20 protein-coding genes are annotated in these 26,090 nt (G+C 62.2%); 8 read left to right on the top strand and 12 right to left on the bottom strand.

Translation table 11 applies throughout. The features are described from left to right. Positions 1–5 precede the first annotated feature (5 nt). The 4 genes from purT to LT40_RS20310 all read right to left on the bottom strand — a co-directional run bounded on the left by purT (position 6) and on the right by LT40_RS20310 (position 2,680). Complete coding sequence (gene purT, locus LT40_RS20325) at positions 6–1,187, bottom strand: formate-dependent phosphoribosylglycinamide formyltransferase (RefSeq protein ID WP_043193027.1); 1,182 nt, start codon at positions 1,185–1,187, stop codon at positions 6–8. 122 nt (positions 1,188–1,309) lie between these two features. Beyond that, entirely contained in the window at positions 1,310–1,510 is a 201-nt protein-coding gene (locus tag LT40_RS20320; RefSeq protein ID WP_043193025.1) for a DUF1289 domain-containing protein, read from the bottom strand. Beyond that, positions 1,507–2,031, bottom strand: a complete 525-nt coding sequence (locus LT40_RS20315; protein ID WP_043193024.1) for a gamma carbonic anhydrase family protein — start codon at positions 2,029–2,031, stop codon at positions 1,507–1,509. Before LT40_RS20315 ends, LT40_RS20320 begins: the two co-directional genes overlap by 4 nt. A gap of 49 nt (positions 2,032–2,080) precedes the next feature. Beyond that, the gene (locus LT40_RS20310) at positions 2,081–2,680 is read right to left on the bottom strand and encodes a CoA pyrophosphatase (protein ID WP_043193022.1); all 600 of its coding nucleotides are present in this window, start codon (positions 2,678–2,680) and stop codon (positions 2,081–2,083) included. A 135-nt stretch (positions 2,681–2,815) separates the two neighbouring features. Here LT40_RS20310 and LT40_RS20305 point away from each other — a divergent pair, with 135 nt between their 5' ends. The 6 genes from LT40_RS20305 (at position 2,816) to LT40_RS20280 (ending at position 13,130) form a co-directional block, all read left to right on the top strand. After that, entirely contained in the window at positions 2,816–3,370 is a 555-nt protein-coding gene (locus LT40_RS20305) for an NUDIX hydrolase (protein WP_043193021.1), read from the top strand. 51 nt (positions 3,371–3,421) lie between these two features. Continuing rightward, on the top strand, positions 3,422–3,979 hold the full coding sequence (locus LT40_RS20300) for a L,D-transpeptidase family protein (RefSeq protein ID WP_043193019.1): 558 nt from the start codon (positions 3,422–3,424) through the stop codon (positions 3,977–3,979). A gap of 210 nt (positions 3,980–4,189) precedes the next feature. Then, entirely contained in the window at positions 4,190–5,866 is a 1,677-nt protein-coding gene (locus LT40_RS20295) for a ShlB/FhaC/HecB family hemolysin secretion/activation protein (RefSeq protein ID WP_084139856.1), read from the top strand. A 17-nt stretch (positions 5,867–5,883) separates the two neighbouring features. Further along, positions 5,884–10,473: a hemagglutinin repeat-containing protein gene (locus tag LT40_RS20290; RefSeq protein WP_084139855.1), complete on the top strand. Its 4,590-nt coding sequence runs from the start codon at positions 5,884–5,886 to the stop codon at positions 10,471–10,473. 190 nt (positions 10,474–10,663) lie between these two features. Further along, a complete protein-coding gene (locus tag LT40_RS20285) occupies positions 10,664–12,100 on the top strand; it encodes a filamentous hemagglutinin N-terminal domain-containing protein (protein ID WP_043193016.1) in 1,437 nt (478 codons plus the stop codon). Further along, positions 12,063–13,130 (top strand): hemagglutinin repeat-containing protein, encoded by a 1,068-nt coding sequence (locus tag LT40_RS20280; RefSeq protein ID WP_043193015.1) that lies wholly within the window; start codon positions 12,063–12,065, stop codon positions 13,128–13,130. The genes LT40_RS20285 and LT40_RS20280 overlap by 38 nt, the downstream gene beginning before the upstream one ends. A gap of 14 nt (positions 13,131–13,144) precedes the next feature. Here the strand turns inward: LT40_RS20280 and LT40_RS20275 are convergent, their stop codons facing one another. Together LT40_RS20275 and purL are read right to left on the bottom strand one after the other, a co-directional pair. Then, positions 13,145–13,456, bottom strand: a complete 312-nt coding sequence (locus LT40_RS20275) for a YqfO family protein (RefSeq protein ID WP_043193013.1) — start codon at positions 13,454–13,456, stop codon at positions 13,145–13,147. 3 nt (positions 13,457–13,459) lie between these two features. Continuing rightward, on the bottom strand, positions 13,460–17,359 hold the full coding sequence (gene purL, locus LT40_RS20270) for a phosphoribosylformylglycinamidine synthase (RefSeq protein WP_043193011.1): 3,900 nt from the start codon (positions 17,357–17,359) through the stop codon (positions 13,460–13,462). A 206-nt stretch (positions 17,360–17,565) separates the two neighbouring features. On the opposite strand from purL, the gene mltF reads away from it, so the two are divergent. Further along, positions 17,566–19,026: a membrane-bound lytic murein transglycosylase MltF gene (gene mltF / locus LT40_RS20265; RefSeq protein WP_043193009.1), complete on the top strand. Its 1,461-nt coding sequence runs from the start codon at positions 17,566–17,568 to the stop codon at positions 19,024–19,026. Between the two features lie 77 nt (positions 19,027–19,103). Here mltF and tadA read toward each other — a convergent pair whose 3' ends face one another. From tadA to LT40_RS20250, 3 genes are all read right to left on the bottom strand, one after another. After that, positions 19,104–19,586: a tRNA adenosine(34) deaminase TadA gene (gene tadA / locus LT40_RS20260; RefSeq protein WP_043193008.1), complete on the bottom strand. Its 483-nt coding sequence runs from the start codon at positions 19,584–19,586 to the stop codon at positions 19,104–19,106. A 3-nt stretch (positions 19,587–19,589) separates the two neighbouring features. Further along, the gene (locus LT40_RS20255; RefSeq protein WP_043193006.1) at positions 19,590–20,963 is read right to left on the bottom strand and encodes a multicopper oxidase family protein; all 1,374 of its coding nucleotides are present in this window, start codon (positions 20,961–20,963) and stop codon (positions 19,590–19,592) included. A 323-nt stretch (positions 20,964–21,286) separates the two neighbouring features. Continuing rightward, the gene (locus LT40_RS20250) at positions 21,287–23,860 is read right to left on the bottom strand and encodes a membrane-targeted effector domain-containing toxin (protein WP_337587995.1); all 2,574 of its coding nucleotides are present in this window, start codon (positions 23,858–23,860) and stop codon (positions 21,287–21,289) included. Between the two features lie 196 nt (positions 23,861–24,056). On the opposite strand from LT40_RS20250, the gene LT40_RS20245 reads away from it, so the two are divergent. Then, positions 24,057–24,428, top strand: coding sequence for a PH domain-containing protein (locus LT40_RS20245; protein WP_043193003.1), 372 nt, complete (start codon positions 24,057–24,059; stop codon positions 24,426–24,428). 69 nt (positions 24,429–24,497) lie between these two features. Here the strand turns inward: LT40_RS20245 and LT40_RS20240 are convergent, their stop codons facing one another. The 3 genes from LT40_RS20240 to LT40_RS21770 form a co-directional block, all read right to left on the bottom strand. Next, a complete protein-coding gene (locus LT40_RS20240) occupies positions 24,498–24,917 on the bottom strand; it encodes a type II toxin-antitoxin system VapC family toxin (protein WP_043193001.1) in 420 nt (139 codons plus the stop codon). After that, positions 24,914–25,168 (bottom strand): FitA-like ribbon-helix-helix domain-containing protein, encoded by a 255-nt coding sequence (locus tag LT40_RS20235; RefSeq protein ID WP_043193000.1) that lies wholly within the window; start codon positions 25,166–25,168, stop codon positions 24,914–24,916. The genes LT40_RS20240 and LT40_RS20235 overlap by 4 nt, the downstream gene beginning before the upstream one ends. A 332-nt stretch (positions 25,169–25,500) precedes the next feature. Continuing rightward, positions 25,501–25,677 carry a hypothetical protein gene (locus LT40_RS21770; protein WP_167335529.1) on the bottom strand — a complete coding sequence of 59 codons (177 nt, stop codon included), beginning with the start codon at positions 25,675–25,677 and terminating at the stop codon, positions 25,501–25,503. Between the last annotated feature and the right edge of the window lie 413 nt (positions 25,678–26,090).

The raw sequence follows: 26,090 nt of genomic DNA, 5'->3' as shown, positions 1-26,090 counted from the left end.
ACGCCCTACAGCTCGACCTTGACCGCCTGCGAGGCACGCGTGGCCTTGGCCCGGGCCGCCTCGATCGATTCGTCACGAGCCAGGGCCACGCCCATGCGCCGCTGGCCGTTGACCTCTGGCTTGCCGAACAGGCGCAAGGCGGTGTCCGGCTCAGCCAGTGCCGCACCGAGGTTGTCGAACGCGGTCTGGCGGGAACTGCCCTCGACCAGAATCACGGCCGAGGCCGCCGGCCCGAACTGACGAACCAGCGGGATTGGCAGGCCGAGAATGGCACGGGCATGCAGGGCGAACTGGGAAAGGTCCTGGGAAATCAGCGTGACCAGGCCGGTATCGTGCGGACGTGGCGAGACTTCGCTGAACCACACCTGGTCGCCCTTGATGAATAGTTCGACACCGAACAGGCCACGCCCACCCAGCGCTTCGGTCACTGCGCGAGCGACCCGCTCGGATTCGGCCAGGGCAACCGGGCTCATCGCCTGGGGCTGCCAAGACTCCTGGTAATCGCCTTTCTCCTGACGGTGCCCGACCGGTGCACAGAACGTCGTTCCGCCCACATGGCGGACGGTCAGCAGAGTGATCTCGTAGTCGAAGTCGATGAAGCCTTCGACGATCACCCTGCCCTTGCCGGCGCGTCCGCCTTCCTGGGCATAGTCCCAAGCCGCCTGCACGTCGGCCTGGGTGCGCAACAGGCTCTGGCCCTTGCCCGAGGAACTCATGACCGGCTTGACCACACAGGGGAAGCCCAGGTCCTGCACGGCCCGGTCGTAGTCCTCGAAGGTGTCGGCAAAATGGTACGGCGAGGTTGGCAGGTCCAGCTCTTCGGCGGCCAGACGACGGATACCCTCGCGGTTCATGGTCAGCTGCGCTGCCCGCGCGGTCGGGACCACGGTGAAACCTTCGGACTCCAGCTCCACCAGGGTGGCCGTAGCGATGGCCTCGATCTCGGGCACGATGTAATGCGGCTTTTCCGCTTCGATGACCGAGCGCAAGGCGGCACCGTCGAGCATGTTGATGACATGGCTACGATGGGCAACCTGCATGGCGGGCGCATCGGCGTAGCGGTCGACGGCAATCACTTCGACACCCAGGCGCTGCAGCTCGATCACCACTTCCTTGCCCAGCTCGCCACAGCCACACAGCAGTACGCGGGTCGCAGTCGGCGACAGGGGGGTTCCGATACGGGTCATTTCAGGTCCTCAGGGAAGCGTCTGGATCGAGGGGCAGCACGCAGGCCGACCCGACAGGGGCGGGCATTTTACCTCAACCTGACGCCAAGTGCGCCAGTCTCGCCCGGGGCACAGCGGCTGGATCAACTGCCGGGAAATACCAGGCCCTGGGCCAGTGCACGCTGATGGGTCAGGCGCAGCACGGCACGGCGCTCATCATCGCTCATGCGGCCCCATTGGGTGATTTCCACCGCAGTACGCTGGCAGCCCGTGCACACGTCCTGATCATCCAGTGCGCAAACGCTGATGCAGGGGGATTTGACCGGCTTGAGTAACGGATTCATGAATCCTGCTCGACCAGTTCGCGGGCGTAGCGCTGGGCATTGTGCACGTAGTGCGCGGCGCTGGCTTCGAGCATGCGTTTCTGGGCTTCGCTGAGCTCGCGCACGACTTTGCCCGGCGACCCCATGACCAGCGACCCATCGGGAATTTCCTTGCCCTCTGCGATCAGCGAGTTGGCGCCGATGATGCAGTGCTTGCCGATTTTGGCGCCGTTGAGAATCACCGCGTTGATGCCGATCAGGCTGAAATCGTCGACAGTGCAACCATGCAGCATGGCATTGTGGCCAATGGTGACACCGCGGCCAATGGTCAACGGCACGCCGGCGTCGGTATGCATCACGGTGCCGTCCTGGACATTGCTGTGCTCGCCGATGTCGATCAGTTCATTGTCGCCACGCAGCACGGCGCCGAACCACACGCTGGCCCCGGCCTGCAGGCGCACTTTGCCGATCAGGGTGGCATTGGGTGCGATCCAGCTGTCGGGATGGGTTTCCACACGGGAGTCGCCCAGACGGTATTTCATGTGATCTCCTCGATGCGGCAGCGGCCGACAGGGCGCGGCCCAACGATGCTCAGATGGCAGTGTAATGCTCGGGGGGCCGGCGCAGGCTGATCCGGGCGTCATACATCAGGTTGACCAGCTCGACGATCATGATCGCCGACAAGCCCCAGATCTTGTATTCACCGAAGCGATAGCTGGGCACATACCAACTGCGACCCTGGTAGTCGATGCGGTGGGTGTGCTCGCGCGGATCCTGCCGAAAGAACTCCAGCGGCACGGAAAACACCGCGGCGATTTCGGCATCGTTGGGCCGGTATTCGACATAGTCGGGAATGATCCCGACAAAGGGCGTGACCTTGAGCCCGTGCTTGGACACCAGCGGGCTGAGCGGACCGACTATTTCCACCAACCCCGGCGGCAGGCCGATTTCTTCCTCGGCTTCGCGCAGGGCGGTGAACACCAGGTCCGGGTCTTGTGGATCGCGCCGGCCGCCGGGAAAGGCCACTTCGCCGCCATGGGTCGAGAGCCCCGAGGCACGCAGCGTGAGCACCAGCTCAGGCTCGTCGCTGCGGGTAATGGGCAGCAACACCGCCGCTTCGGGAAAACGACTGTCGGTTTCCAATGTGCGTGGCGTATGGTTACTCACTCGGCGCAGTAGCTCGTCCAGCATGGCGTTTCTCGATCCGTGGCCTGCTGGCATGATGCACCAAAAGCCGCCGGCAGCCCAAGCTCGATTTGCCTCGCCCCGGGCTTGCGGCCCTTGGGCAGGACGGCCAAGATAGCGGCAGCCATCAAGGATCTCAGCATGAATTTCTGCAGCCATTGCGGCAACCCGGTGACCCTGAGCATTCCCGCCGGTGACACACGCCCCCGATTCGTCTGCGGGCATTGCCACAGGGTGCATTACCAGAACCCCAAAGTGGTCGCGGGCTGCATCGCCGTGTGGCAGGACCAGGTGTTGCTTTGCCGAAGGGCCATCGAGCCGCGCAGCGGTTTCTGGACCCTGCCGGCCGGCTTCATGGAAAACGGTGAAACCCTGCCCCAGGCCGCCAGTCGCGAAACCCTCGAGGAAGCCTGCGCCCAGGTGACCGACCTGCATCTGTATACGGTGTTCGACCTGCCGCACATCAGCCAGGTGCAGGTGTTCTACCGCGCCGAAATGGCAGCGCCGGTGTTCGCCGTGGGCGAGGAAAGCCTGGAAGTGGGATTGTTCTCGCAAAATCAGATCCCTTGGGCGGAGCTGGCTTTCCCCACCGTCGGGCGTACCCTAGAATACTTTTTCGCCGACCGGCTGGAGCACCGCTACCCGGTCCGCAACGAGTGTGTGGGGCCGCTGCTTGCGCGGTCACCTCGGACCTGACCCATCGCACCGGCACAAGCGGTGCGTTTTCATTGCAGGAATACCCCATCGATGCGTGGCCTGATCGCTTTGTTCTGCCTGTGTTTCGCCATGAGCGCCCAGGCAGCCTTCACCGTTACCGTGGAACGCAAGCCGGTTGACCAGATCGGCGTTGCGGCGCCACCGAACAAGCGCTTGGGCGTGGACCCGATCGACAAGGTGCTGGTGCTCAAGTCCCAGCGCCAACTGCAATTGATCAGCGGCGGCGAGCCACTCAAGAGTTATCGCATCTCACTGGGCAAGCAACCCAACGGGCCCAAGGAGCGCGAGGGCGACAAACGCACACCCGAAGGCTTCTATTGGCTCGATTGGCGCAAGGTCAGCGATCGCTTCAACCTCGGCATGCACGTGTCCTATCCCAACATCAGCGACTCGGCCCGCGCCCGCCGCGAAGGCGTTGCGCCGGGCAGCATGATCATGATCCACGGTACCCCGATCAACGAGGAGTACCCGGAATGGTACTTCGCTACCCTGGATTGGACCGATGGCTGTATCGCCATGAAGAACGACGACATGCGCGAGGTGTGGAGCCTGGTCAAGGACGGTACGATGATCGAGATCCGGCCTTGAGCCGAGCGCTTTCTGTATTGATGGGACCGTAATAATCCTTCGTGCACGTTAGACGCCGTCCTACACGTAGTTCCTTTTCCCGCTCTACGCTTTCCTGCTGTCTGTCAGAGTCTTCCTACCACACCCCTCTCTCCCCTGCCCATATCCTGGGAAGTCCTACCTCTTAAAGTGGCCGCCTATTGATTGGTCGACCACCGGGGCTGGGCTGCAATGACGATATTCCGCAAAGACCGTCTGTTATCCATACTGCTATTGGGACCGGCCATCGCGCTGGCCGAAACAAGCGGTCAGCCGCTGGATGACCAGATCCTGCGTCAGTTCGACACCCAGCGCCATGAACGCGCAGCGGCCGAACAGGCGCAGCGCCTGGAAACCTTGCACGAGGACACAGCGGCGCAGGCAACGCCCGCTCCACAGCAGGTCGAGCAGCCGGATGCCGAGTGTCGCGCGGTGTCTGCCGTGCGTGTGCAGGACAACCACCTACTCGATACCGATACGCTGCAAGGTGTGGTGCAGCCTTGGGTATCGCCGTGCATTGGTGTCAACGATATCAACCAGATGCTGCTCGCGCTGACCGGCGCCTACGTGCAGGCCGGCTACGTCGCGGCGCGGCCCTATGTTCTGCGATTGCCCGACGCTGGCGAAGAGCTGGTCATCGCCATGCTCGAAGGCTTCATCGAATCGATCGAAATGGCCGACGGCAGTACCGATCTGTCACTGGGCAGCGCCTTCCCCGGGATGATCGGCCGCCCGCTCAAACTCACCGACGTGGAAAGCGGTCTGGACCAACTCAACCGCCTGCGCTCGATCGACCTGACGCTGGACATCGCACCCGGCGAGCAGGTGGGTGGTACGCGGATCATTCTGCGCCCCCAAGGCACGCGCAAATCCTGGACGCTTGGTACCGGGCTGAACAACCGGGGCAGCGATGCTTCCGGGCGTCACCAGGGACAATTGAGCCTGAGCCTGGACAACCCGTTTCGCCTCAATGATTCGCTGGCTGCCAGCTATGCCCACAGCCTGGACGGCGGATCGGGCTACAGCCGCCAAGGTGGGTTGTTCTACGAGATACCGTACGGGCGCTGGACGCTGAACGCTTCGGCGAGCCGTTTCGACTCCCGGGCGCCGCTGTCCAATCGCCATGACGTGATGCAGAGCCTGGACAGCTACGGCCTCAAGCTGGACCGCAGCCTATGGCGCAACCAGACGACACTGCTCAATGCGCACCTGCGCCTGGATCAAACACGTGCCGACCTGCTGTTGGACGGTACCACCGTGCGCAACGGCCGCACGACGCTCAGCGTTGCCAGCGCCGGGCTGAACCTGACTCACCTGGGCGACTCGGTGTGGACGGGCTACCTGGGCTACTCCCGCGGGCAGGGCTGGCTGGGAGGAGACAGCACGCCTCTGCGCCATGAAGCGCCCCAGCCGCGCTTCGAAAAGTACCGGGGCACCGTCAGCCGCCGCTCGCTGTTCGACTCGCTGGAACGGCGATGGGCGTGGCAGACCGAACTGGACATGCAATACAGCCCGGACCCTCTGCCCAGCCTGGAGCAGTTGCGCCTGACCAGCAGCGGCAGCGTGCGCGGCTACCGTCTGGACAGCCAACCGGTTTCCGTCGGCGCCACGCTGCGCAACACCTTGAGCACCTCACAAGTGCTCGGCCATGGCCTTTACCTCACCCCCCGGGTCGGGCTGGACTCGGGCTGGGGTCAGCGCACCTACAACAAGGTCGACACCCAGCACGCCATCGGCCTGAGCGCCGGTGCAATCCTGAGTTGGACCGATGGCCAGCTCACTCTGGACTATCAACGCGGCCTGCATCGGCGCGGCAGCACTGCCCCGGAACCCGGTTTCTGGACCTTCGGGCTCTCGCAATTCTTCTGAAAAACAGGTAAACCCCCATGAAAAAACCACTACGTTGTGTTCAGCGCGACGCTTTGCGCCTGGCCATCGCCACAATCGTGCTCGCCCCCTACGTGGCCAGCGCCGACGTTATCCAGCCGGCCTTCGAACCGGGTGACAAACCCATCATCATGAAAAATCCGGACCGAGCCCCGGTCATCGACATCGTGGCGCCCAATGCCGCCGGGCTCTCGCACAACCGCTACGAGCAATACAATGTCGGTGTGCCCGGTGTGGTGTTGAACAACAGCTTGCAGGCCGGTCGTGCCCATGTGGGCGGCGAGTTCCAGGATGTCCAGGCCAACGCCCAGTTCAAGGGACAGGCGGCCAGCACCATCCTCAACGAAGTCATCGGTCGCGGCCGCTCCGATATCAACGGCGAACAACTGATTTTCGGCCAGCCGGCCGACTATGTCCTGAGCAACCCCAACGGCATTTCGCTCAATGGCGCGCGGCTCAATCTGGGCTTGAACAAGCAGGCTACCTTCCTGGTCGGTCGCCCAGAGATCGAGGACGGTAGAATCGTCGGGCTCAACACCGGTGGTGATACCGATCCACGTGCCGGCATCAGGATCGATGCTGACGGCGTAACGGTCAACGGCGGCTCACTGGCCTTGATAACGCCCACGATCGACCAGCGCGGATCAATCAGCGTTGCGAACAAACTCGACATTTTGCTGGGTTCACAAAAGGTCGACGCCAGCACCTTGGCGATCAGCGACGTCCAACAGAATGCGTTCAAGACCGATGCCCGACTGGTCGGTGCGATGCACGCCAACCGAATCAACATTCTGAGCACTCGCGAAGGTGCGGGAATCAACATGGGCGTCAGTCAGATCAAAGCTCGCCAGGGGATCGATATCGCGTCCCAAGGCGACCTGACCCTGGCGAGCACTGCCACTGCCAAGCAGGATGGCCTGGCGACCCAAGGCGTGCTGAACGCCGGCAATGGCGATGTCCGCCTGAGTTCGGCGGCTGACCTGAACATCAAGTCAGTGGCCATCAGTGGCGCATCGATCGCTGCCGATGCCGGTGCGAACCTGAACCTGGATACCCTGACGCGTACCGTCCAGTCCAGCCGCAGAAATGGTGTCGAGAACGACTGGTTCTTCCTGCCGGCGGGCGCGACGACGACCACCGTCGACAAGACGTATACCGAGCATTTGGCGAACACCCTGAGCGCCACTGGGAGCGTGACCCTGAGCGCAGGCAACGATGCCAGGCTGGCCGCCACTCATGTCACGAGCGCTGGAGACATAGCGATCACCGCGGGCAATACGCTGGAATTGACCGCCAACGTCGACCGTAGGCTGGACGGTGTCACCGTCAGCAACCGACGCCAGGGCGCCCAACGGCTGGACAGCAAGGCTACCCAGACAACCCAGAGTGCCGTGTCCACCGTTCTTGAAGGCGAGTCGATCAACCTGGCAGGGCGCGCGATAAAAGTCATCGGCAGCGATTTGAAAAGCCGTACAGACCTGAACCTGTCGGCCACCGATGCCCTGGAAATCGGCACCGTCGCCCTCCAAGGTTCCGTTGAGCAGGACAGCCGTGAAGGGCACGTGATCGTGCGCCGCTCTGCAACCGAACTGCACGACCGTGAGCAGACGCTGGATCATCGCGGCAGTCGACTGACCGCCAGTAACGGCAAGATAGCCGCCCAGGCCAATCGCATGGATCTTGTCGCCGCGCAACTGGAGGCCCGGGATATCGCGCTGCAAAGCCTGTCCGAAAACCTTGTGGTGGAAGGTGTACAAGCACACAAGCGCATCGAAAACGGGCGCCTGAACACCGCATTGTTCAGCTCATCCGATCGTCAGTACGACCGCAAGCAAACCACGTATCAAGGCAGCTCGCTCAATGCCAGTGGCTCCGTGCTTCTGGAAGGCGGCAAGGATGTCCGCATCATCGGTTCGGGCGTGGGGGCAGCAGGCGACCTCAAGGTCAAAGCTGGCCAGAACCTGACAGTCGGTGCCGGCGAGCAGAGCAGTGAGTCCACGCTCAAGGGCGATGACTGGAAGCTGACCGTGTTCGTCGAAGCCGCAGGGCCCGGCTCGGGCGTGCCGGACCAGGCACAGGGTTCCTCCGGACAATGGAACGCAGGCGCCGGGCTTTCCCAGCAATGGAAACTGGACACTGCCCAGTTGAACACCCATCGAGGTAGCACGCTCAAGGGCGGGAATGTCGCCTTGGACGCAGGGCAGACCTTGGCCATCGTTGGCTCATCGGTGGAAGCCGAGCAGGACGTGACACTCGATGCCAAAGACATGCAGATCCTGGCGACCGAAGCGCAGCGCAGCTTCCGCAACAAGGAGACCGGCAGAACGGTAGGTTACGAGATCACCGCCGGCATCGATCGCGTGGGCACCGGATACGCTTTCGCCTTGCAGACCGACACCGACGGACGCAGTGAAAACGTGCACACCCGCAGCACCGTCAAGGGCGGCAACGACGTACACCTGACAACGGAAAAACTCACCACCCAAGCCGCACTGGTAGAAGCGGGCCAGTTGCTGAAAGTACGGGCCGACGACGTCCACAACCAGGCTGTCATCGACACCACCAAGACCGCCCTGGACTACAACAAGATCAAGCTGAGTGCGGGCAGCTCGCTGGATTACGGCGCCATTACCCGTCAAGTACAGAAGCTGTGGACCGGCGTCGACCAGACCAGCCTGTATGCCACCGGACTGGAAGATGGCCTGCTGCCGTGGAGCGTAGGCGTCAATCTCAAGGCTGACTATGTGGATCGCAATACCCAGTCGCTGACCCATATCGCTCGTGTGTCGCAGTTCACGGGCGGCGATATCGACATTGCGGTGACCGGCAAGGTGCACGACATCGGTACCCAGTACGAAAGCACGCTGGGCACGATCGGCCTGACTGCGGACAGCCATGCCATGGACGCCGCCCGGAACAGCGTGCGCACCTCGATCGACTCACTTGGCGTGGACGCCATTGCCCGGCTGGAAACCTCCACCGCCACCGACTGGGCGCTGGGCGCTGCCGCTCGTGGCTACAGCAGTGCGCAACACAAGACCGTCGAAACCGCCGTGGTCGGCAGCTTGATGGCCAAAAAGGGTATCGGCATCCAGCTGGGCACCAATGGGGTGTACGAAGGCACCCGGTTCAGCAGCGCCGAGGGACCGATCCGTGTCGACAGTGGCGGCGACCTGCAACTGCTTCAGGCCATGAACAGTATCGTCAAACATGACGACGGGACACGTGGACGAGGATCCGCGCAGATCAATGGCACCCTTGCCCCGGCACCCGTGGTGCAGGGTGGAGCCATCAGCGGCAGCGGCCAATACACCGAATTGACCAGCACCCAGACCATCGCCGTCGGCGCCCGGCTCGACACCCCCGGTGCCGTATCGCTGAGTGCGAAAGGCAACGTGATCATGCTCGGCACCGATATCGGTACGCAGGCCGCGCCCGTGGGCAGCCTGGCGATCGACGCGGGCGAGAGCGTAGTGGTACTGGCCGGCGTCGACACCAACAAGGCCCGAGGCAATGTCTACGGGGGCCACGGCTCGCTCAAGGTCGGCGCGCGGCCTCAGACCGGAGGTCGGCCACTGGGGGCGGGCGCAGGTTTCGAATTTGGCCAGACCCAGGAAGATTCTATACTGCGCCGCGGTGCACAGTGGCACGTGAAAGAAGATGTGGCACTCACCGCAGGCAGCGACCACAGAGCAGCAATATTGCTGGAAGGACTCAATGCGACCGCCGACCGGATTCAACTGGACGCCCGCAACGGTGGTATCCGGGTGAACGCGGCGCAGTCGGACAGGGAGCATGACAACAAGTTGATTTCAGCTTCCTTCAGCTTGGGTGGCCAATCAGGTCGTGCCCAGCAGTCCTATTCGCTCAATGAGTTCGACACACAGTTCAAGCTGGCCTACGACAAGCTCCAGAGCACGACCTATGTCAATGCGAACCTTGCAGCAGGCACGGTCGACTTCAACAGCCTGGGCGAACTGAAATTGGCCGGAGCCCAGGTGCATGCCGACCAGGTCGGTGGATCGGTGGGAAGCCTGCAGGCGATCAGCCTCCAGGACGATGTGGATGCAACCCAGGTCAATGTCGAAGTCAACGTCGGCAAGGGCGGCGACCCTTGGGGAGCGATCGGTAGCCTGGCAAACCTGGCGGGCGAATGGGGCACCAAGAACAAGCAACGTCTGGAGCAGTTGAACAGCACCTACTCGACCGATATCGGAGCCAAGTTCGGTTTCGACATGCGTCGCGAAGTACGCGACACCGTGGCGCAGAGCACCGTGCTCAATGGCCGCGACAGCCTGGGCCTCGAGGTACTGGGGACAACCCAACTGACCGGCGCACAGTTGCAGACCAGCGGTACCCTCCCGGCGCCGAACCCGGATCTGTCGACCAGCGACCTCTCCTCGCGCGACCGACTGATGACGATCTCGTCGCTGGCGCTGACACCTTCGCTGGGTGCTATCAAGGATCTGTACGGCCAGTTGCAGAAGGACAAGCCTGAAGAAGCCGTGATCGACACCGGGCTGTTCCGCGCAGGCGGCCACAACCGGACCCAACACCTGACCGGCGGGGTGGAAAAACTCTCGCTCTGAGCCTCAGCCACGACCCGGTTCATCCGGGGCGATACATCCCTCCGCGGCCCGACAGTTCTCTGGGCCGCATCCTACGAAGCGGCGCGCCCAGTGCCGCTATCGTATCGAGCGTGTCCTTTCTAAGGTAGGTCGCTGTGCATCGGCCATTGGTCGATGCACAGCCCAATCATGGACCTAAGGAAAGATCTCGATGCCCCATACCCTGGAACAACTCCGTCATTTGACCCCTCGCGCGCTGCCTCTGGCCATCGCCGCCGCGCTGCTGGCGCCCTGCTCGTCCGCCTGGGCCGATGGCCTGCAAGTGCTGGATGCAATCGCGGTGAAGCCGAACATTCACACCGAGCAGAACGTTCCGGTGATCGACATCGTGGCGCCCAATGCATCCGGGCTCTCGCACAACTTCTACAGCGAATACAACGTCGGCGCTCAGGGCGTGGTGCTCAACAACAGCCTGGCGGACGGACACAGCGAGCTGGCTGGAGCTCTGCAGGCCAACCCACACCTGGACGGTACGGCCGCCAGCACCATCCTCAACGAGGTGGTCGGCCACAACCGTTCCAACATCAACGGCCCGCAAGTGGTCTTCGGCGCAGCGGCCGACTATGTCCTGGCCAACCCCAACGGCATCATGCTCAACGGCGCCAGCCTGGCCAATGTACCGCGTGCCACATTCGTGGTCGGTTCGCCCAGCCTGCTCGATGGACAGCTGAGCCAGCTGGACACGCAAGCCGCCAAAGGCGTGCTGCGCGTAGAGAACAACGGCGTGAGCAATCCGGGCGGCAGCCTTGCGCTGATAGCACCGAGCATCGGCAGCAACGGATCTATCCGTGCGGGCGGTGATATCGACCTGGTGCTGGGCAGCAATGTCGTCGACTATGCCGACCACAGCGTGGCCAGCAACACCCGCATGCCCAAGCGCATCGATGCCAACCTGCTCGGCGCCATGGACAGCGCCGGTCGCATTCGCATCCTCAGCACCCATGAGGGGGCGGGTATCAAGATGCCGGGTATCCAACTGACCGCAAACAAAGGCATCAGCCTTTCGGCAGCCGGTGACATCAATCTGCAAGGCAAATCCACCGCCGATGCTCCCACTGTGCAGGCAAGGATCGACGCCGGCAGTGGCGAACTGAAGATCGACAGCACCCAACTGCTCAACCTGGCCGACACGCATCTGCGCAGCCAGGGTGATATCGCCCTGAGGGCTCAAACCCTGCGCACCGAAGGCGTGAATGCGGTTGCCGAAGGCGCCCTGCGCATCAACGCAAGCTCGGTGAAAAACGGCGCGGACCAAGGGGCGGTCAGCCGCTACCGAGGCCAGGAAGTGACTGTATCGGTCGATGGCAACATCAACGATGTCGGAACGGCCTATGTCAGCACCACCGGCATGACGCGCATTCGCGCGCAGAACCACGACCTCAAGGCCGCTGCAGACAAGTCCGTCGAAGGTACGAGCCTGGCGACGGTCGGGGCCATTGCCGGTGCTGGCGGTATCGACATCCAGCTCAAGAACGATGGCCACTACGAAGGCACGTCCTTCAGCAGCACTCAAGGGGCCTATTACCCTCAACGCCGGTGGCGCACTGTCGTTGAACCAGGCCAGCGACCACAAGCAGTCCGTGGATGACCGAGGCACCGTCAACAAGCGCCAGGCCATCGTGGCTCGCCTGGACACGCCTGGCGTGGTCACGCTTGCCTCGGGACGTGACACGCTGCTGACGGGCGTGCAGATCGGTTCGCAGGAGCAAAAGGTAGACACCCTGAACATTTCAGCCGGCGGCACGTTGCTCAACCTGGCGGCAATCGACAAGGTAACCGCCACCGGGCATCAGCTTTCCACCGGCGAGCAAGGCTTGCAGATGAGCCAGACAGAGCAGGACAGCTACCGGCAGGTGCATTCGCAGTGGCACGTAGCCAACGATGCCAACCTCAGTGCACTGGCGCGGCACAATCAGGCGATCACCTTGCAAGGCACCCAGCTCGATGCCACTCGGATTCAACTGGAAGCGACCAACGGCGGCGTTCAACTCGAAGCGGCAACCCAGCGCACCCAGGCCGACGTCAAGACGTTCGACATCGGCGCGCCGGCGGCCGACTCGTCGTTCAAGATCACTCATTACAAGGAAGACAGCAAAACCTACAACAACGCCAAGCTGATCGCCGATGCCATCAAGATCGACACCCGAGGCCAGCTGCGACTCAACGGCGCCGAGGTCGAGGCACGGGCGATCACCGGCAACGTCGGCGCCAACCTGGTGATAGCCAGCCGCAGTGACGACGTGAAAGTGCTGAACGTGGACGGACAAGCCCAGCTGGGTGGAAAGGTCTCACCCAACGCCCTGCCCGGCGAGGCTGCACTGTTGGCGGGCAAATGGAACACACCGGCAACCGACGCCTTGAAAGCCTACGGTTCGGCCGGTACTGGCAGCTTGATCGAACAAGGCAGTTTCGAATTCAAACGTACCGACCGCCAAGGCATTGCCCAGCTTTCCGGTATGTCGGCTGTCGAAGGCGTGAATCTGAAGGTATCGGGTGTGATCGATCAGGCGCAGGAAGCCCAGGGCGTGAACGAACTGCAGACCCACAGCCTGGTGAAGGTGCGCGAGGGCAACCTCGACATCGCCAAGCGGGTGTACGGCCAGATGCGTTTGCGCTGAAAGGCAGTGGCGGCCTATAGCTCGTGGAGCCGCCACACTTCATAGGCCGGTGTCTCGTAGGGGTGGGCAAGCTTGAGTGCCTGCACCACCTCTGCGATGAGTGAATCGGCCACTACCAGCTCGACCTTCCACTCCTCGACCTTTTCCAAAACATCGGTTTGACCGAGGAATGGCTGGCTGCCCTCCCTGGGCCGGAACTGACCCTGCCCCTTTACCTGCCACGAGCAGTTGTCATAGGCGCCGATGCGACCGCCACCGGCGGCGAATACAGCGCCCTTGACGACTTCGACGTGGCTGTCAGGCACGAAGAAGGCCAGTTTGAACACCGCTTAGTTCACCCAGACGCGGGCGTTGCGGAACATGCGCATCCAGGCGCCGTCCTCATTCCATTCCTCGGGTTTCCAGGAGTTCTGCACGGCGCGGAACACCCGCTCCGGGTGCGGCATCATGATCGTCACGCGGCCATCGCGGCTGGTCAATCCGGTGATCCCGCGCGGCGAGCCGTTCGGGTTGGCCGGATACTGCTCGGTGACCTTGCCATGGTTGTCGACGAAGCGCAGGGCCACGCAGCCCGACACATCGGCTTCGACCAGCGCATCGGCGCTAGCGAACTCGGCATGACCTTCACCGTGGGCGATGGCGATCGGCATACGCGAACCGGCCATGCCCTGCAGGAAGATCGAATTGGATTCCTGCACCTGGACCATGGCAACCCGTGCCTCGAACTGCTCGGAACGGTTGCGCACGAAGTGCGGCCAGAACTCGCTGCCCGGAATCAGCTCGTGCAGGTTGGACATCATCTGGCAACCGTTGCACACGCCAAGGGTGAAGCTATCGCTGCGCTCGAAGTACTGCTGGAACGCATCGCGGGCGCGAGCGTTGAACAGAGCCGACTTGGCCCAGCCCTCGCCTGCACCCAGCACGTCACCGTAGGAGAAGCCGCCGCAGGCGACCAGGCCCTTGAACTCGTTGAGGTCGACACGTCCGGCGAGGATATCGCTCATGTGCACGTCGATGGCGTTGAAGCCGGCGCGGTCGAAGGCCGCGGCCATCTCGACCTGACCGTTGACACCCTGCTCGCGCAGCACGGCCACCTGTGGACGGACGTTCTTCTTGATGTACGGCGCGGCGATGTCTTCGTTGACGTCGAAGCTGAGGTTGAAGCTCAGGCCTGGGTTGTCTTCTTCGAGCAGCGCGTCGAATTCCTGATCGGCGCCGACGGCGTTGTCGCGCAGGCGCTGGATCTGATAGCTGGTCTCGGCCCACTGGCGTTGCAGCAGACGGCGCTCGCCGCTGAACAAGACGTCGTCGTGGTAGCGGATGTTCACCGCACCGTTGTTGATCGGCTGGCCGATCACTGCCACGCAGTCGTTGCCCAGGCCCGCGGCGCTGAACTGCGCCAGGATCATCGGCGTGGCGTCCTGACGGACCTGAATCACGGCGCCCAGCTCTTCATTGAACAGGACCGCGCCTACTTCCTCGCGGTTATGCGCAACGGTGGCCAGTTGCAGGTTGAGCCCGCAATGACCGGCAAAGGCCATTTCCACCACGCTGGTCAGCAAGCCGCCGTCGGAACGGTCATGGTAGGCCAGCAGGTGACCGTCGGCGTTGAGGCCCTGGATCACGGCGAAGAACGCCTTGAGGTCCTCGGCGTCGTCGACGTCCGGCGCGCGGTTGGCCAACTTGCCGTGTGCCTGAGCCAGGATCGAAGCGCCCATGCGGTTCTGGCCACGGCCCAGGTCGATGAGGATCAGGTCGGTTTCGCCCTTGTCCATGCGCAGCTGCGGGGTCAGGGTCTTGCGAATGTCGACCACGGGGGCGAAGCCGGTGATGATCAGCGACATCGGCGAGGTCACGCTCTTGTCGGTGCCCTCCTCGCTCCACTTGGTCTTCATGGACATGGAGTCCTTGCCGACCGGAATGGTGATGCCCAGCGCCGGACACAGCTGCATGCCGACCGCTTGCACGGCATCGTACAGACGCGCGTCTTCACCTGGATGGCCAGCCGCGGACATCCAGTTGGCCGACAGCTTGATGTCGGAGATTTTCGCGATGCTCGACGCGGCGATGTTGGTCAGGGTTTCGCCGACCGCCATGCGTGCCGAGGCCGGGGCGTCGAGCAACGCCAGCGGCGTGCGCTCGCCCATGGCCATGGCTTCGCCGCTGTAGACGTCGAAGCTGGTGGCGGTGACGGCGACGTCGGCCACCGGCACCTGCCAGGGGCCGACCATCTGGTCGCGTGCCACCAGGCCGGTGATGGTGCGGTCGCCAATGGTGATCAGGAAGCTCTTGCTGGCCACGGCCGGGTGATGCAGCACGCGCTCGATGGAATCGGCCAGGTCCAGCTGGGCCGGATCGAAGTCGTCGCCCAGCTCCTGCTCGCGCACGGCACTGCGGTGCATGCGCGGGGCCTTGCCCAGCAGCACCTCGAGTGGCATGTCGACCGGGTTGTTGCCGAAGTGGCTGTCGGTGACGGTCAATTGCGGCTCGGCGGTGGCCTCGCCAACCACGGCGAACGGGCAGCGCTCGCGTTCGCAGATGGCCTGGAAACGCTCGAAGTCTGCAGCGTCGACGGCCAGCACGTAGCGTTCCTGGGACTCGTTGCTCCAGATTTCCAGCGGGGCCATGCCCGGCTCGTCATTGGGCACGTTGCGCAGCTCGAAGCGGCCGCCACGGCCACCGTCGTTGACCAGTTCGGGGAAGGCGTTGGACAAGCCGCCCGCACCCACGTCGTGGATGAAGCTGATGGGGTTCTTGTCACCCAACTGCCAGCAACGGTCGATGACTTCCTGGCAGCGACGCTCCATTTCCGGGTTTTCGCGCTGTACCGACGCGAAGTCCAGGTCGGCCGAGCTGGTGCCGGTGGCCATGGAGGATGCGGCGCCGCCGCCCAGGCCGATGAGCATGGCCGGGCCACCAAGAACGATCAGCTTGGAGCCGACGGTGATCTCGCCTTTCTGCACGTGTTCTTCGCGGATGTTGCCCATGCCGCCGGCGAGCATGATCGGCTTGTGGTAGCCGCGCACTTCTTCACCGTGCGGCGTGTTGATGCTTTGTTCGAAAGTGCGGAAGTAGCCGGTCAGGGCCGGGCGACCGAACTCGTTGTTGAACGCCGCGCCGCCCAGGGGACCGTCGATCATGATGTCCAGCGCAGTGACGATGCGCTCGGGCTTGCCGTAGGGTTTTTCCCACGGCTGCTCGAAGCCCGGAATGTTCAGGTTGGACACGGTGAAACCGGTCAGGCCCGCCTTGGGCTTGGCGCCGCGGCCGGTTGCACCTTCGTCGCGGATCTCGCCACCGGAGCCGGTAGAGGCGCCTGGAAACGGCGCGATCGCCGTAGGGTGGTTGTGGGTTTCCACCTTCATCAGGATGTGCACTGGCTCCTGCACCGCGCCGTACTGGCGGGTTTCAGGGTTCGGGAAGAAACGCCCGGCCACGCTGCCGACGATGACCGAGGCGTTGTCCTTGTACGCCGAGAGCACGCCTTCGCTGTGCATCTGGTAGGTGTTCTTGATCATGCCGAACAGGCTTTTTTCCTGGCTCTGACCGTCGATGTCCCAACTGGCGTTGAAGATCTTGTGGCGGCAGTGCTCGGAGTTGGCCTGGGCGAACATCATCAGTTCGATGTCGTGCGGGTTGCGTCCAAGCCCCTGGAAGCTGCTGACCAGGTAGTCGATCTCGTCTTCGGCCAAAGCCAGGCCCAGGTCGACGTTGGCTTTTTCCAGGGCAGCACGACCGCCGCCCAGAATGTCCACCGCGGTGAGTGGCTTGGGTTCGGCGTGGCGGAACAGGCCGCTGGCATCTTCCAGACGGGCCAGCACGACCTGGGTCATGCGGTCGTGCAGGACGGCGCCGATCAGCTCGGCGTCAGCCTCGCTGAAATCACCAGACACATAAAAGGCAATCCCGCGTTCCAGACGCTGAACCTGGGTCAGGCCGCAGTTGTGGGCGATATCGCTGGCCTTGCTCGACCATGGCGAGATGGTGCCGAAACGCGGCAGCACCAGGAACAGCCGCCCGGTGGGCTCCTGAACCGGAACGCTGGGGCCGTATTTGAGCAGACGGGCAAGGACTTGCTGGTCGTCGCTGGCCAGTTCACCGTCGACTTCGGCGAAGTGGGCGAATTCAGCATACAGGCCAGTAACAGCGGGGACCTTCTGGCTCAGTTGCTCGAGTAATTTACCGTGGCGAAAGGCAGAAAGGGCAGGAGCGCCGCGCAGGATCAACATCGTCGGGACAGCCTCGAAAGGGGGTGTGCTTGGAGGCCGTGCATTCTAGCCTAAACCGTTGCGCTCGGCACCCGACGGATGGAAATCACCGCATTCGTTCGTCAGATCCCGCACGCCGGGCACTGCAGCCGGCCTGACAGCGCTAGCAGACTCCCTTACATACTGTCGAGATATGGCTCAAGCGGCCGTTTGCGTATACTGCACCCATGCTCACCCAGACCGTCTTACGCTCGCGCTGCGCCAAATGGCTCTTCGCAACCGGACTTCTCCTGCTGCTCAGTGGCTGTGTTGATAAACCCAGCACGCTCGAGCGAGTCAAGGAGGACGGCGTGCTGCGCGTCATAACCCGCAACAGCCCGGCCACCTACTTCCAGGATCGCAACGGCGAAACCGGCTTCGAATACGAGTTGGTCAAGCGTTTCGCGGACGACCTGGGCGTCGAGCTGAAAATCGAAACCGCCGACAACCTCGACGATATCTTCGCCGGTCTGAGTCAGCCCAAGGGGCCTGTCCTGGCGGCTGCCGGCCTGGTCACCAGCGAAGTGCGGGAAAAACAGGCGCGCTTTTCCCACCCCTACCTGGAAGTCACGCCGCAGGTCATCTATCGCAATGGCCAAAACCGCCCCACCGATGCCGCCGAGCTGGTGGGCAAGAAGATCATGGTGCTCAAGGGCAGCAGCCATGCCGAGCAACTGGCCAAGCTGAAGCTGCAGTACCCGGCGATCGAGTACGAGGAGTCCGATGCGGTGGAGGTCGTGGACCTGCTGCGCATGGTCGACGAAGGGCAGATCGACCTGACCCTGGTCGACTCCAACGAAGTGGCCATGAACCAGGTGTACTTCCCTAACGTGCGGGTCGCCTTCGACCTGGGCGATGGCCGCGATCAGCGCTGGGCCGTGGCCGCCGGCGAAGACAACAGCCTGCTCGACGAGGTCAACGGCTTCATCGACAAGGTCAAGGCCAACGGCACCCTGCAGCGGCTCAAGGATCGCTACTACGGTCATGTCGATGTTCTCGGCTATGTGGGCGCCTACACCTTCGCCCAGCACTTGCAACAGCGTCTGCCCAAGTTCGAGAAAACCTTCCAGGCTTCCGCCAAGCAGGAAAAGGTCGATTGGCGGCTGCTGGCAGCGATCGGCTATCAGGAGTCCATGTGGCAGGCCAGCGTGACCTCCAAGACCGGGGTGCGTGGCCTGATGATGCTGACCCAGAACACTGCCCAGGCCATGGGCGTAAGCAATCGCCTGGACCCCAAGCAGAGCATCAACGGCGGTGCCAAATACTTCGCCTACGTCAAGGATCAGCTCGACGCCAGCATCGAGGAGCCTGACCGGACCTGGTTCGCATTGGCTGCCTACAACGTGGGCAGTGGCCACCTGGACGATGCGCGCAAGCTGGCCGAAAACGAAGGGCTGAACCCGAACAAGTGGCTGGACGTGAAGAAGATGCTGCCGCGCCTGGCGCAGAAGAAGTGGTACAGCAAGACCCGCTACGGCTATGCCCGCGGTGGCGAGCCGGTGCACTTCGTGGCCAACATCCGCCGCTACTACGACATTCTCACCTGGGTGACTCAGCCGCAGCTCGAAGGCAGCCAGGTCGCTGATGGCAATCTGCACGTGCCCGGCGTCGACCAGTCAAAGCCCACACAGCAGACGCCGCCCCTCTAAAAGCACACGCGCGTGCTCTTGTGGGAGCGGGCTCTGCCCGCGAAAAGGCCCTCGGCAGCACTCCCCTTCCTTCAACCTCAACCCTTCGCCCGGCGCGCCTTGAAAAACTCGCTCAGGATAGCCCCGCACTCTTCGGCCAACACGCCCCCCTCCACCACCAGCCGGTGGTTCAGAAAGCCCTGACTGAAGAACTGTCCCTGGCTCTGCACGACGCCCGCCTTGGGTTCCAACGCACCGAACACCACCCGCCCGATGCGCGAATGCACGATAAGCCCTGCACACATGCTGCAAGGCTCCAGGGTGACGTAAAGGGTGCTGCCTGGCAGCCGATAGTTCTGCACCGCCTGCGCCGCATTGCGGATCGCCACCATTTCGGCATGGGCGCTGGGGTCATGGCCGCTGATCGGGCGATTGAATCCGCGCCCGACGATCTCACCCTGCTGCACCAGCACCGCGCCCACCGGCACTTCGCCCAGCGCCGCGCCCTGAGCCGCCAAAGCCAAGGCTTCGTTCATGAAAAACTCATCGCGGCTGCGATCGATGATCTGTGCGTACTTCACTGTTCAAGCAACCTCTATCGCGGCCATGAGTCCGGTTTCCATGTGGTCGATCACATGGCAATGGAACATCCAGATACCCGGATTATCCGCGACCAGCGCCACCTGGGCACGTTCGTTCTTGCCCAACAGGAACGTGTCGGTGAAATAGGGAACGATCTTGCGCCGATTGGAAGCGATTACCTTGAAACTCATGCCGTGCAGGTGAATCGGGTGCTGGTACTGAGTCATGTTCTTGAGCTCCAGTACGTAGCTTTTTCCGAGTTGCAGCTTGGCGATGGGCCGGTCGGCGCAGGTTTTGTCGGTGATGTCCCAGGCAATGCCGTTGATTTGCCACAGACTGGGTGGCTTGCCCTCGGTGGTGTCGGAGACCTCGCCCACCCACTCGAAGTTGAAATTAAGCTTCTCGGCATTGGCCAAGTCCGGCTCGGCAATCGGGTTGGCAGGCAACGCCGGCGGCCAATCGGTCGCTGCCGCCTCGGCGGGCACCGAGCGCAGCGTGCCCAGGCGCACCGGGCCGTCGCGGATGGCGATCTCTTCACCGGCTGGCGGCATCTTCACTGCAAGGCAGACGCGCATGCCGGGGCCCATCCAGTAATCCTTGCCGAACGCACGCGGCTCGATCGGGTTGCCGTCCAGCGCATACAGGCGCATCTCGGCATCGCCACGGAAATTCAGGCGGTAGGTGGCGGTGTTGTCCAGGTTCAGGATACGCACGCGGACGATCTGCCCGGCCGGCAGGTTGATGGTCGCTCGATGCACACCGTTGATCGTCGAGAGCCGCCCCAGTGTGCCGTTGCGCGCGGCTTCGCGCGGGATGCTGAAAGGTAGGAACGCGCCCTCCTCGTCCACGTGCCAGTTCTTCAGGTTGAGCACTGCTTCATGAGCGAAACCGGTCGGCTCGCGCTCCTCGACGATCAACGGGCCGACCAGGCCACGGCCCAGTTCCTCGCTGCTGGCGACATGGGGGTGGTACCAGTAGCTGCCGGCGTCGGGCACGCGAAAGCGGTAATCGAAGTATTCACCGGGCTTGACCGGCAACTGTGACACGTAGGGCACGCCGTCCATGTCCAGCGGCAGGCGGATGCCGTGCCAGTGAATGGTCGTCTCTACCGGCAACTGGTTGATGAAGCGCACACGCAGCCATTCGCCCTGGCGCACACGCAGTTCCTGGCCAGGCGCCGAGCCACCGAAGGCCCAGGCAGGTGTCTGATGGCCAGCCACCAACTCGACGTCGAGTGGTGCTGCAATCAGTTGGTAGTCGACACCGGCCTGGTCGACCGGCGTTCCTAACCAGTAGCGCGCAGCGCCGCCAGCGCCCACACCGACCGCCACCACGCCCGCCAGGCCACCGAGGAATCGTCGACGAGAGAAAGACATGAAGACGGCACCTGTTCAATGAACGCGAAAGGCCGACACGATACACCTGCAATTGAGAAAGATTAAGACTTGAACTGCCGTGCGGTTGGGTTCCTGCAACCCCGAATGCGGCTGGCACCGCGATCCGCGTTGGGCCTCACCGCGTAGTGCCAGGCACACCGCATGCACCGCCGACGCGGCTTGCGCCGCTGCTACAGGGCCGCGGTATGCCTCCAGCTTCATCGCGCAACACCAGACAAACCGCCTGCGCCACGATCTGTAGCAGCGGCGCGAGCCGCGTCCGGCCTCACCGCGTAGTGCCCGACAAACCGCGTTCTGGCGCGTCAGGGCCTTGTGACTCCCGGGGGCGCCAGCGACGGGTCCAGATACTTGAACGGCGCCTCGCGCACTTTCAATGCCAGGCGCCAATCAGCTTTGACCACGCCGTCGGGATGCCCCATGGATGGCAGGTAATACTCGCCGGGGTCCAGGGTGATATTGGTTTGCTGGCCGGCCCCGGCATCGACGATGCGCAGCGCCGTGACATCCTGCAATTGTGCAAGGCCGGGCACGCCTTTGTAGCTGGAAGCATGGGTATCACCCACCAGCGCGATCCATTTGCCACTGCCTGGCAACACACCACGCGCCGCGATCACACGGCTGGCGTGGTAGCTGAACACCCTGTGGCGCAAGGTCTCCCCGACGTTGTAGAGGTCGTCCATGCCGTCGAGTCGATAGCTGGCCGCGCAGTCCAAGGCCCGCACCTGGATGCCCTCACGGCGCGCCGCCTGCACCAAGGTGGTGTAGTTGTAGCGGCGGGCAGGATCGGTGTGATGACCCAGGTCCTGGTCGCGCAGGTAATCCTGCAACTGGCTGGGCAGGCGGCCATCGCTGGCGATCTGATCCAGCTCGGCCTGATGCAGGTCGGTCATCAAGTGCTCCATGTACAGGGTCTCGACGCCATCCCTGGCCAGCGCCGGCATGTTCTCGATCAGAAAGCGCTTGCTGGCGATGGCCTGATGGGACTCACCGATAACCAGCGCCCTGGACTCATCCAGCAAGCGGCGCACGGCAAGATAGGGCGGCAACCCTGGATCGGGCACGCGCAACGGCGATCTGCCAGGCGAGCGCCATTGGGCGATGAACGCATTGGCATCTTCGATCAGTTGCGCACGCAAGGTGTTGAGGCTGTCGAGCACCGGATTGAGCGGTGTATAGGGGTCGTAATAGTCACCTGAAAGCATCCTGCGGAACTGGTCGCTCAACAGCTCGCGCGTGGCAGCACGGGCCACCAGCGGTACCTCGTAGCGGCTCGCCGAGCGTTCGAACTGCACGTAACTCACCGGTGGCGGCTCGAGCTCCACTTCGCGCGATACGCTCAGACAGCCACCGCCGCCACGTAGACAAGCGGGCGACACCAGCTCCCATTCCAACTGCTCGTTGAAACGCACCGGGTAATTGCCCGTGAAGGCAAAGGGACGTTGTGGATCGACGATCAACCAGCAGCGCAGGTTGGTGTCGTAACGCACGCGATACAGCTTGCCCCGCAAACGGATCGTCGGCTGGCCTGCCACGTCCAGCAATCCTTGAGTATCGGGCAGCAGCGCAGTTTGCTCGGAAAGGTGTGCAGGCGCTTGCAACGGCTGCAGGTCGCCGATTTCCGGTACCTGCTGGGGAATCAGCAATGTCATGTTCAACAGCAGCTCGATGCCGCTGGCGATCGATGCGTACAGTGCAGAGCGCCGGTCGGCGGCTTCTGCGGCGTTTACCGCACGCTCCACGTTCAGCGCAAACCGGCCGGCGCTGGCCAGGACCACGATCAATGCGATGGGCCAATTGACCATGGCCGCCGGGCCGAACAGGTGCGCGCCGGCGCCGAGATAACCGATCCACAGTTGTTTGCGCAGCTCGCTGTTGCTGTGCAGCTGCAAGCGGGCCTCGGCCTCCATCTGCGTACGGGTTTGCGCTTGCAGCCAGTGCGCGGCATCGATCGCGATGGGCGGCGAGGACACCTTCGCCGCGAACAGCGCCAGCGGCTTCTTCGCCAGCAGCGCGAAACTGCCTGCGCGCGACAACACGGCCGCAGGCTCCAACAGCATGCCGTGATCAAGCAGACGCTCGCGGCTCCGCACCGCCTGCACCTGTTGATACAACCATGCATGCATCGCCTTCTGATCGGCACACACCTGAAACGCGGTATCGCGGCCCGCCAGATACAGCAACCGCTCGCCCGCTTGCGTGTTGAAACACAACACGCTGGGGAAGGCATGACCGGCAATCAGCAGCGCACTGACCGTCACGCCGTTGAGCGGCGAACGAACACCGTCCAGATCGGCCAGCGTGGGTGCCATGGCATTGGCACACCCCAGGCCATCGAACACCGACTGCGCCTGCGGACGGGTCATGCGACCGGCCTGGCATGCTTCGATGGCGGCGCTCAAACAATTGATCCGTATCAGCGTCGGCACGCCTTGCTCATTGTCGGCCCAGAATTGCGTCAGCACCTTGTGGTAAGACGCGGCAAAATTGATTTTCCACAGCGCGTTCAACACCTTGTCCGGCTCCAGCCGCACCTCGTTGCGCTCATCGAACCACAGGGTCTTCGCATCGCCCGTGTAGAACCCGCCCATGACATGCAACAGGTCGGCATTGTCCTGATCGCCTGCGCGAAACCGCCGCATCACCAGCTCCGTGAAGGTCAGCGACTCGCTCGGCGGCCCCATGTGCGCGTAGCCACTGAACGAGCGGTGGCTGGATTGAGCGTTGTCGAAGCGATGCCAGTAGAAGGTGTCGGGGTGGGCGGTGATGCCCATTGGGGTGAGCAGTTGGGTCGCGGCCTCGACGGCCATTTGGTGGAGGTCGGGTAACTGATGGGAGAGTTGTCGTGCGAAGCCTGCGAGGGTGTCTCGCAGCTGCATGTCAGAATTTGCTGGGGTCATGTCAAAGACGTCGGTTCATAAAGGCCTTTGAGTATGGCCATCGCCCCAGCCGCCATCGGGCTACATATTTGGCTTTATATACAACGCGCCCGAACCTGCCTTCGGCATGCTTGCTTGCCCTGCTGTCGAGGTAGACTCCCCCGATCCGACCCTTACTCTCGCAGGACCTCAAGCAATGATCGACTTCAACAACAAAGGCTTCTTCAAGCTCAAGCAAAACACCGAATACAGCGAGCGCGTCACGGCCCTGCTGCTCGATGACGAGCACGTGGTCGATTCCTACAAGTCGATGCGCGACGGCGTAGTGTTCACCAACAAGCGCATCATTGCAGTGAACGTGCAGGGCCTAACCGGCAGCAAGAAGGATTTCACCTCCCTGCCCTACAAGAATATCGTCGCGTACTCGATCGAAACCTCGGGCACGTTCGATCTGGATTCAGAGTTGGAAGTGTACTTTTCGGCGCTGGGGAAGGTGCGTTTCGAGTTCACGGGGAGGACCGCGATGGTGGAAATTTCGCGGTTGATTGCGGGGCATGTGTTGAAGTGAAGCGCGTTGTTATCGACATTGGCCCGCAAGCTTTACCGGTCATTTCGTGGCATCAGAGCAGGACTCGGTCTACAGCTCCCAAGGATCGATGACCGTCAGGCCGGCGGCCCGGAACGGGTGTGTATCGCGCGTGGCGACGATGAATCCATTGGCAAGGGCGACCGCAGCGATGCACGCATCGGCAGCCTCAATCCCACTACCGGATTTGCGCGCCTTGCTCAGCACTTCGGCGTAAGCCTGTGTACAGGCCAGATCAAAAGCTAGAACGCGTCCGACGAACATGGGCAGCACCTGCTTTTCTAGACTTTCGTGCAGCGTCGAACGACGTCGCCCAACCGGCATCAACGCTATACCTGCACGTAGCTCAGCCACGGTCATGGCGGACAGGTAAAGGGTTTCCAATGCCTGCTCATCGATCCACCGAATGACGCACGCCTCAGGCGAATGACGTAGAGGCTCGGAAATCACATTCGTATCGAGCAGGATCATTCAAAGCTCACCGCGCGGGCGGGGGCTTTATCGCGTGCGCTTTCGAAGCTAGCAAACTCTTCATCCGTCAACTTGACCTTGCGGCCGGTCTGGGCCAGCAGCGAGCCGAGCTTAATCCGACGTTCCGGCTTTACGGCAGACTCGAGAATTTCACGCATCTCGGCTTCGATGCTGCGGCCATGTTGAGCGGCCCGCACACGGATAGCACGATGTACCTCATCAGAAACATTTCGAACGGTAACGGATGGCATCTTGCATACTCCTTGGTTGCTGCGCTTGCTTGCACATTAGCAATTTGCAAGCAATGCGACAACTGATGGCATTTCTTTTTTCTGACAACCTCGGCGGCGGTGACTGCAGCGCAAGAAGAACCGTGTGGGAGTGCCGAGAAAATGCCAGACCCAAAAAGCCATAAGCCCGTAATTAAGCGGGCTTCAGGGCAGGTGTCGCTGGCGGCTACCGGATAATACCGGCCACCCCATCATCCCACTCCATCATCAATTTATAAAATAAACCTTCAAAAAACAGTATCTTATAGATTCTCTTGATCTAAAAACCATGAAAAATGCCATGAGCGGTAAAATCATTGAGAAGTCAGATTAGTCTCTCTCGTGGAAATTGCTGCCAATAGCTGCCTATTTAGGGTAGCCATCTCATCCGCATTACCATCACGAGCAACCTCGGCCTGCAGCTTCGCCGCATAGGACGGATCGGCCCGAAAAAGCTCTGCCATTACCTCACTATGACTACGGTCTTTCATCACTCACTCCTAGTTGCAGATGCCCTCAGCCTCAAGGATAGCCTACTTAGGTCGATACAAATCCATCCGCTCTGATAGGCATGAAACTGCTAACCTAATGCCTCGCTGTGCGGACGGTCTTTTCATCTGGTGCCACTCCCGTTCCTTTAGTCGAAGCTACAAGTCCGCGCTACACGTCCAAGAACACCGCAACTTCGGTTTACTTTCTATTTTCGTTATCCGCCACCGAATGAATAATAGCTGATGAGTTGTACGGACTTGAACGATCTTTTATTGGTACAAAACGATCACTTTTATTTGTGACGATCAATCACTGGTTAGACGATGAGAAAATAAGCAACACAGCGTACAGTCATTGACTTGAATCGAATTATTCCTTGCCTGCTTACCTACCCACGACACAAAATAAACGT

It is taken from the genome of Pseudomonas rhizosphaerae, assembly GCF_000761155.1.
Lineage (GTDB): Bacteria > Pseudomonadota > Gammaproteobacteria > Pseudomonadales > Pseudomonadaceae > Aquipseudomonas > Aquipseudomonas rhizosphaerae.
This window is presented reverse-complemented; position numbering and strand designations above follow the sequence as displayed.

Excerpts from the sequence above, each read along its gene's own strand:
- purT (WP_043193027.1), bottom strand. The coding sequence starts at position 1,187 with ATGACCCGTATCGGAACCCCCCTGTCGCCGACTGCGACCCGCGTACTG.
- LT40_RS20320 (WP_043193025.1), bottom strand. The coding sequence starts at position 1,510 with ATGAATCCGTTACTCAAGCCGGTCAAATCCCCCTGCATCAGCGTTTGC.
- LT40_RS20315 (WP_043193024.1), bottom strand. The coding sequence starts at position 2,031 with ATGAAATACCGTCTGGGCGACTCCCGTGTGGAAACCCATCCCGACAGC.
- LT40_RS20310 (WP_043193022.1), bottom strand. The coding sequence starts at position 2,680 with ATGCTGGACGAGCTACTGCGCCGAGTGAGTAACCATACGCCACGCACA.
- LT40_RS20305 (WP_043193021.1), top strand. The coding sequence starts at position 2,816 with ATGAATTTCTGCAGCCATTGCGGCAACCCGGTGACCCTGAGCATTCCC.
- LT40_RS20300 (WP_043193019.1), top strand. The coding sequence starts at position 3,422 with ATGCGTGGCCTGATCGCTTTGTTCTGCCTGTGTTTCGCCATGAGCGCC.
- LT40_RS20295 (WP_084139856.1), top strand. The coding sequence starts at position 4,190 with ATGACGATATTCCGCAAAGACCGTCTGTTATCCATACTGCTATTGGGA.
- LT40_RS20290 (WP_084139855.1), top strand. The coding sequence starts at position 5,884 with ATGAAAAAACCACTACGTTGTGTTCAGCGCGACGCTTTGCGCCTGGCC.
- LT40_RS20285 (WP_043193016.1), top strand. The coding sequence starts at position 10,664 with ATGCCCCATACCCTGGAACAACTCCGTCATTTGACCCCTCGCGCGCTG.
- purL (WP_043193011.1), bottom strand. The coding sequence starts at position 17,359 with ATGTTGATCCTGCGCGGCGCTCCTGCCCTTTCTGCCTTTCGCCACGGT.
- mltF (WP_043193009.1), top strand. The coding sequence starts at position 17,566 with ATGCTCACCCAGACCGTCTTACGCTCGCGCTGCGCCAAATGGCTCTTC.
- LT40_RS20255 (WP_043193006.1), bottom strand. The coding sequence starts at position 20,963 with ATGTCTTTCTCTCGTCGACGATTCCTCGGTGGCCTGGCGGGCGTGGTG.
- LT40_RS20250 (WP_337587995.1), bottom strand. The coding sequence starts at position 23,860 with ATGCAGCTGCGAGACACCCTCGCAGGCTTCGCACGACAACTCTCCCAT.
- LT40_RS20245 (WP_043193003.1), top strand. The coding sequence starts at position 24,057 with ATGATCGACTTCAACAACAAAGGCTTCTTCAAGCTCAAGCAAAACACC.
- LT40_RS20240 (WP_043193001.1), bottom strand. The coding sequence starts at position 24,917 with ATGATCCTGCTCGATACGAATGTGATTTCCGAGCCTCTACGTCATTCG.
- LT40_RS20235 (WP_043193000.1), bottom strand. The coding sequence starts at position 25,168 with ATGCCATCCGTTACCGTTCGAAATGTTTCTGATGAGGTACATCGTGCT.
- LT40_RS21770 (WP_167335529.1), bottom strand. The coding sequence starts at position 25,677 with ATGAAAGACCGTAGTCATAGTGAGGTAATGGCAGAGCTTTTTCGGGCC.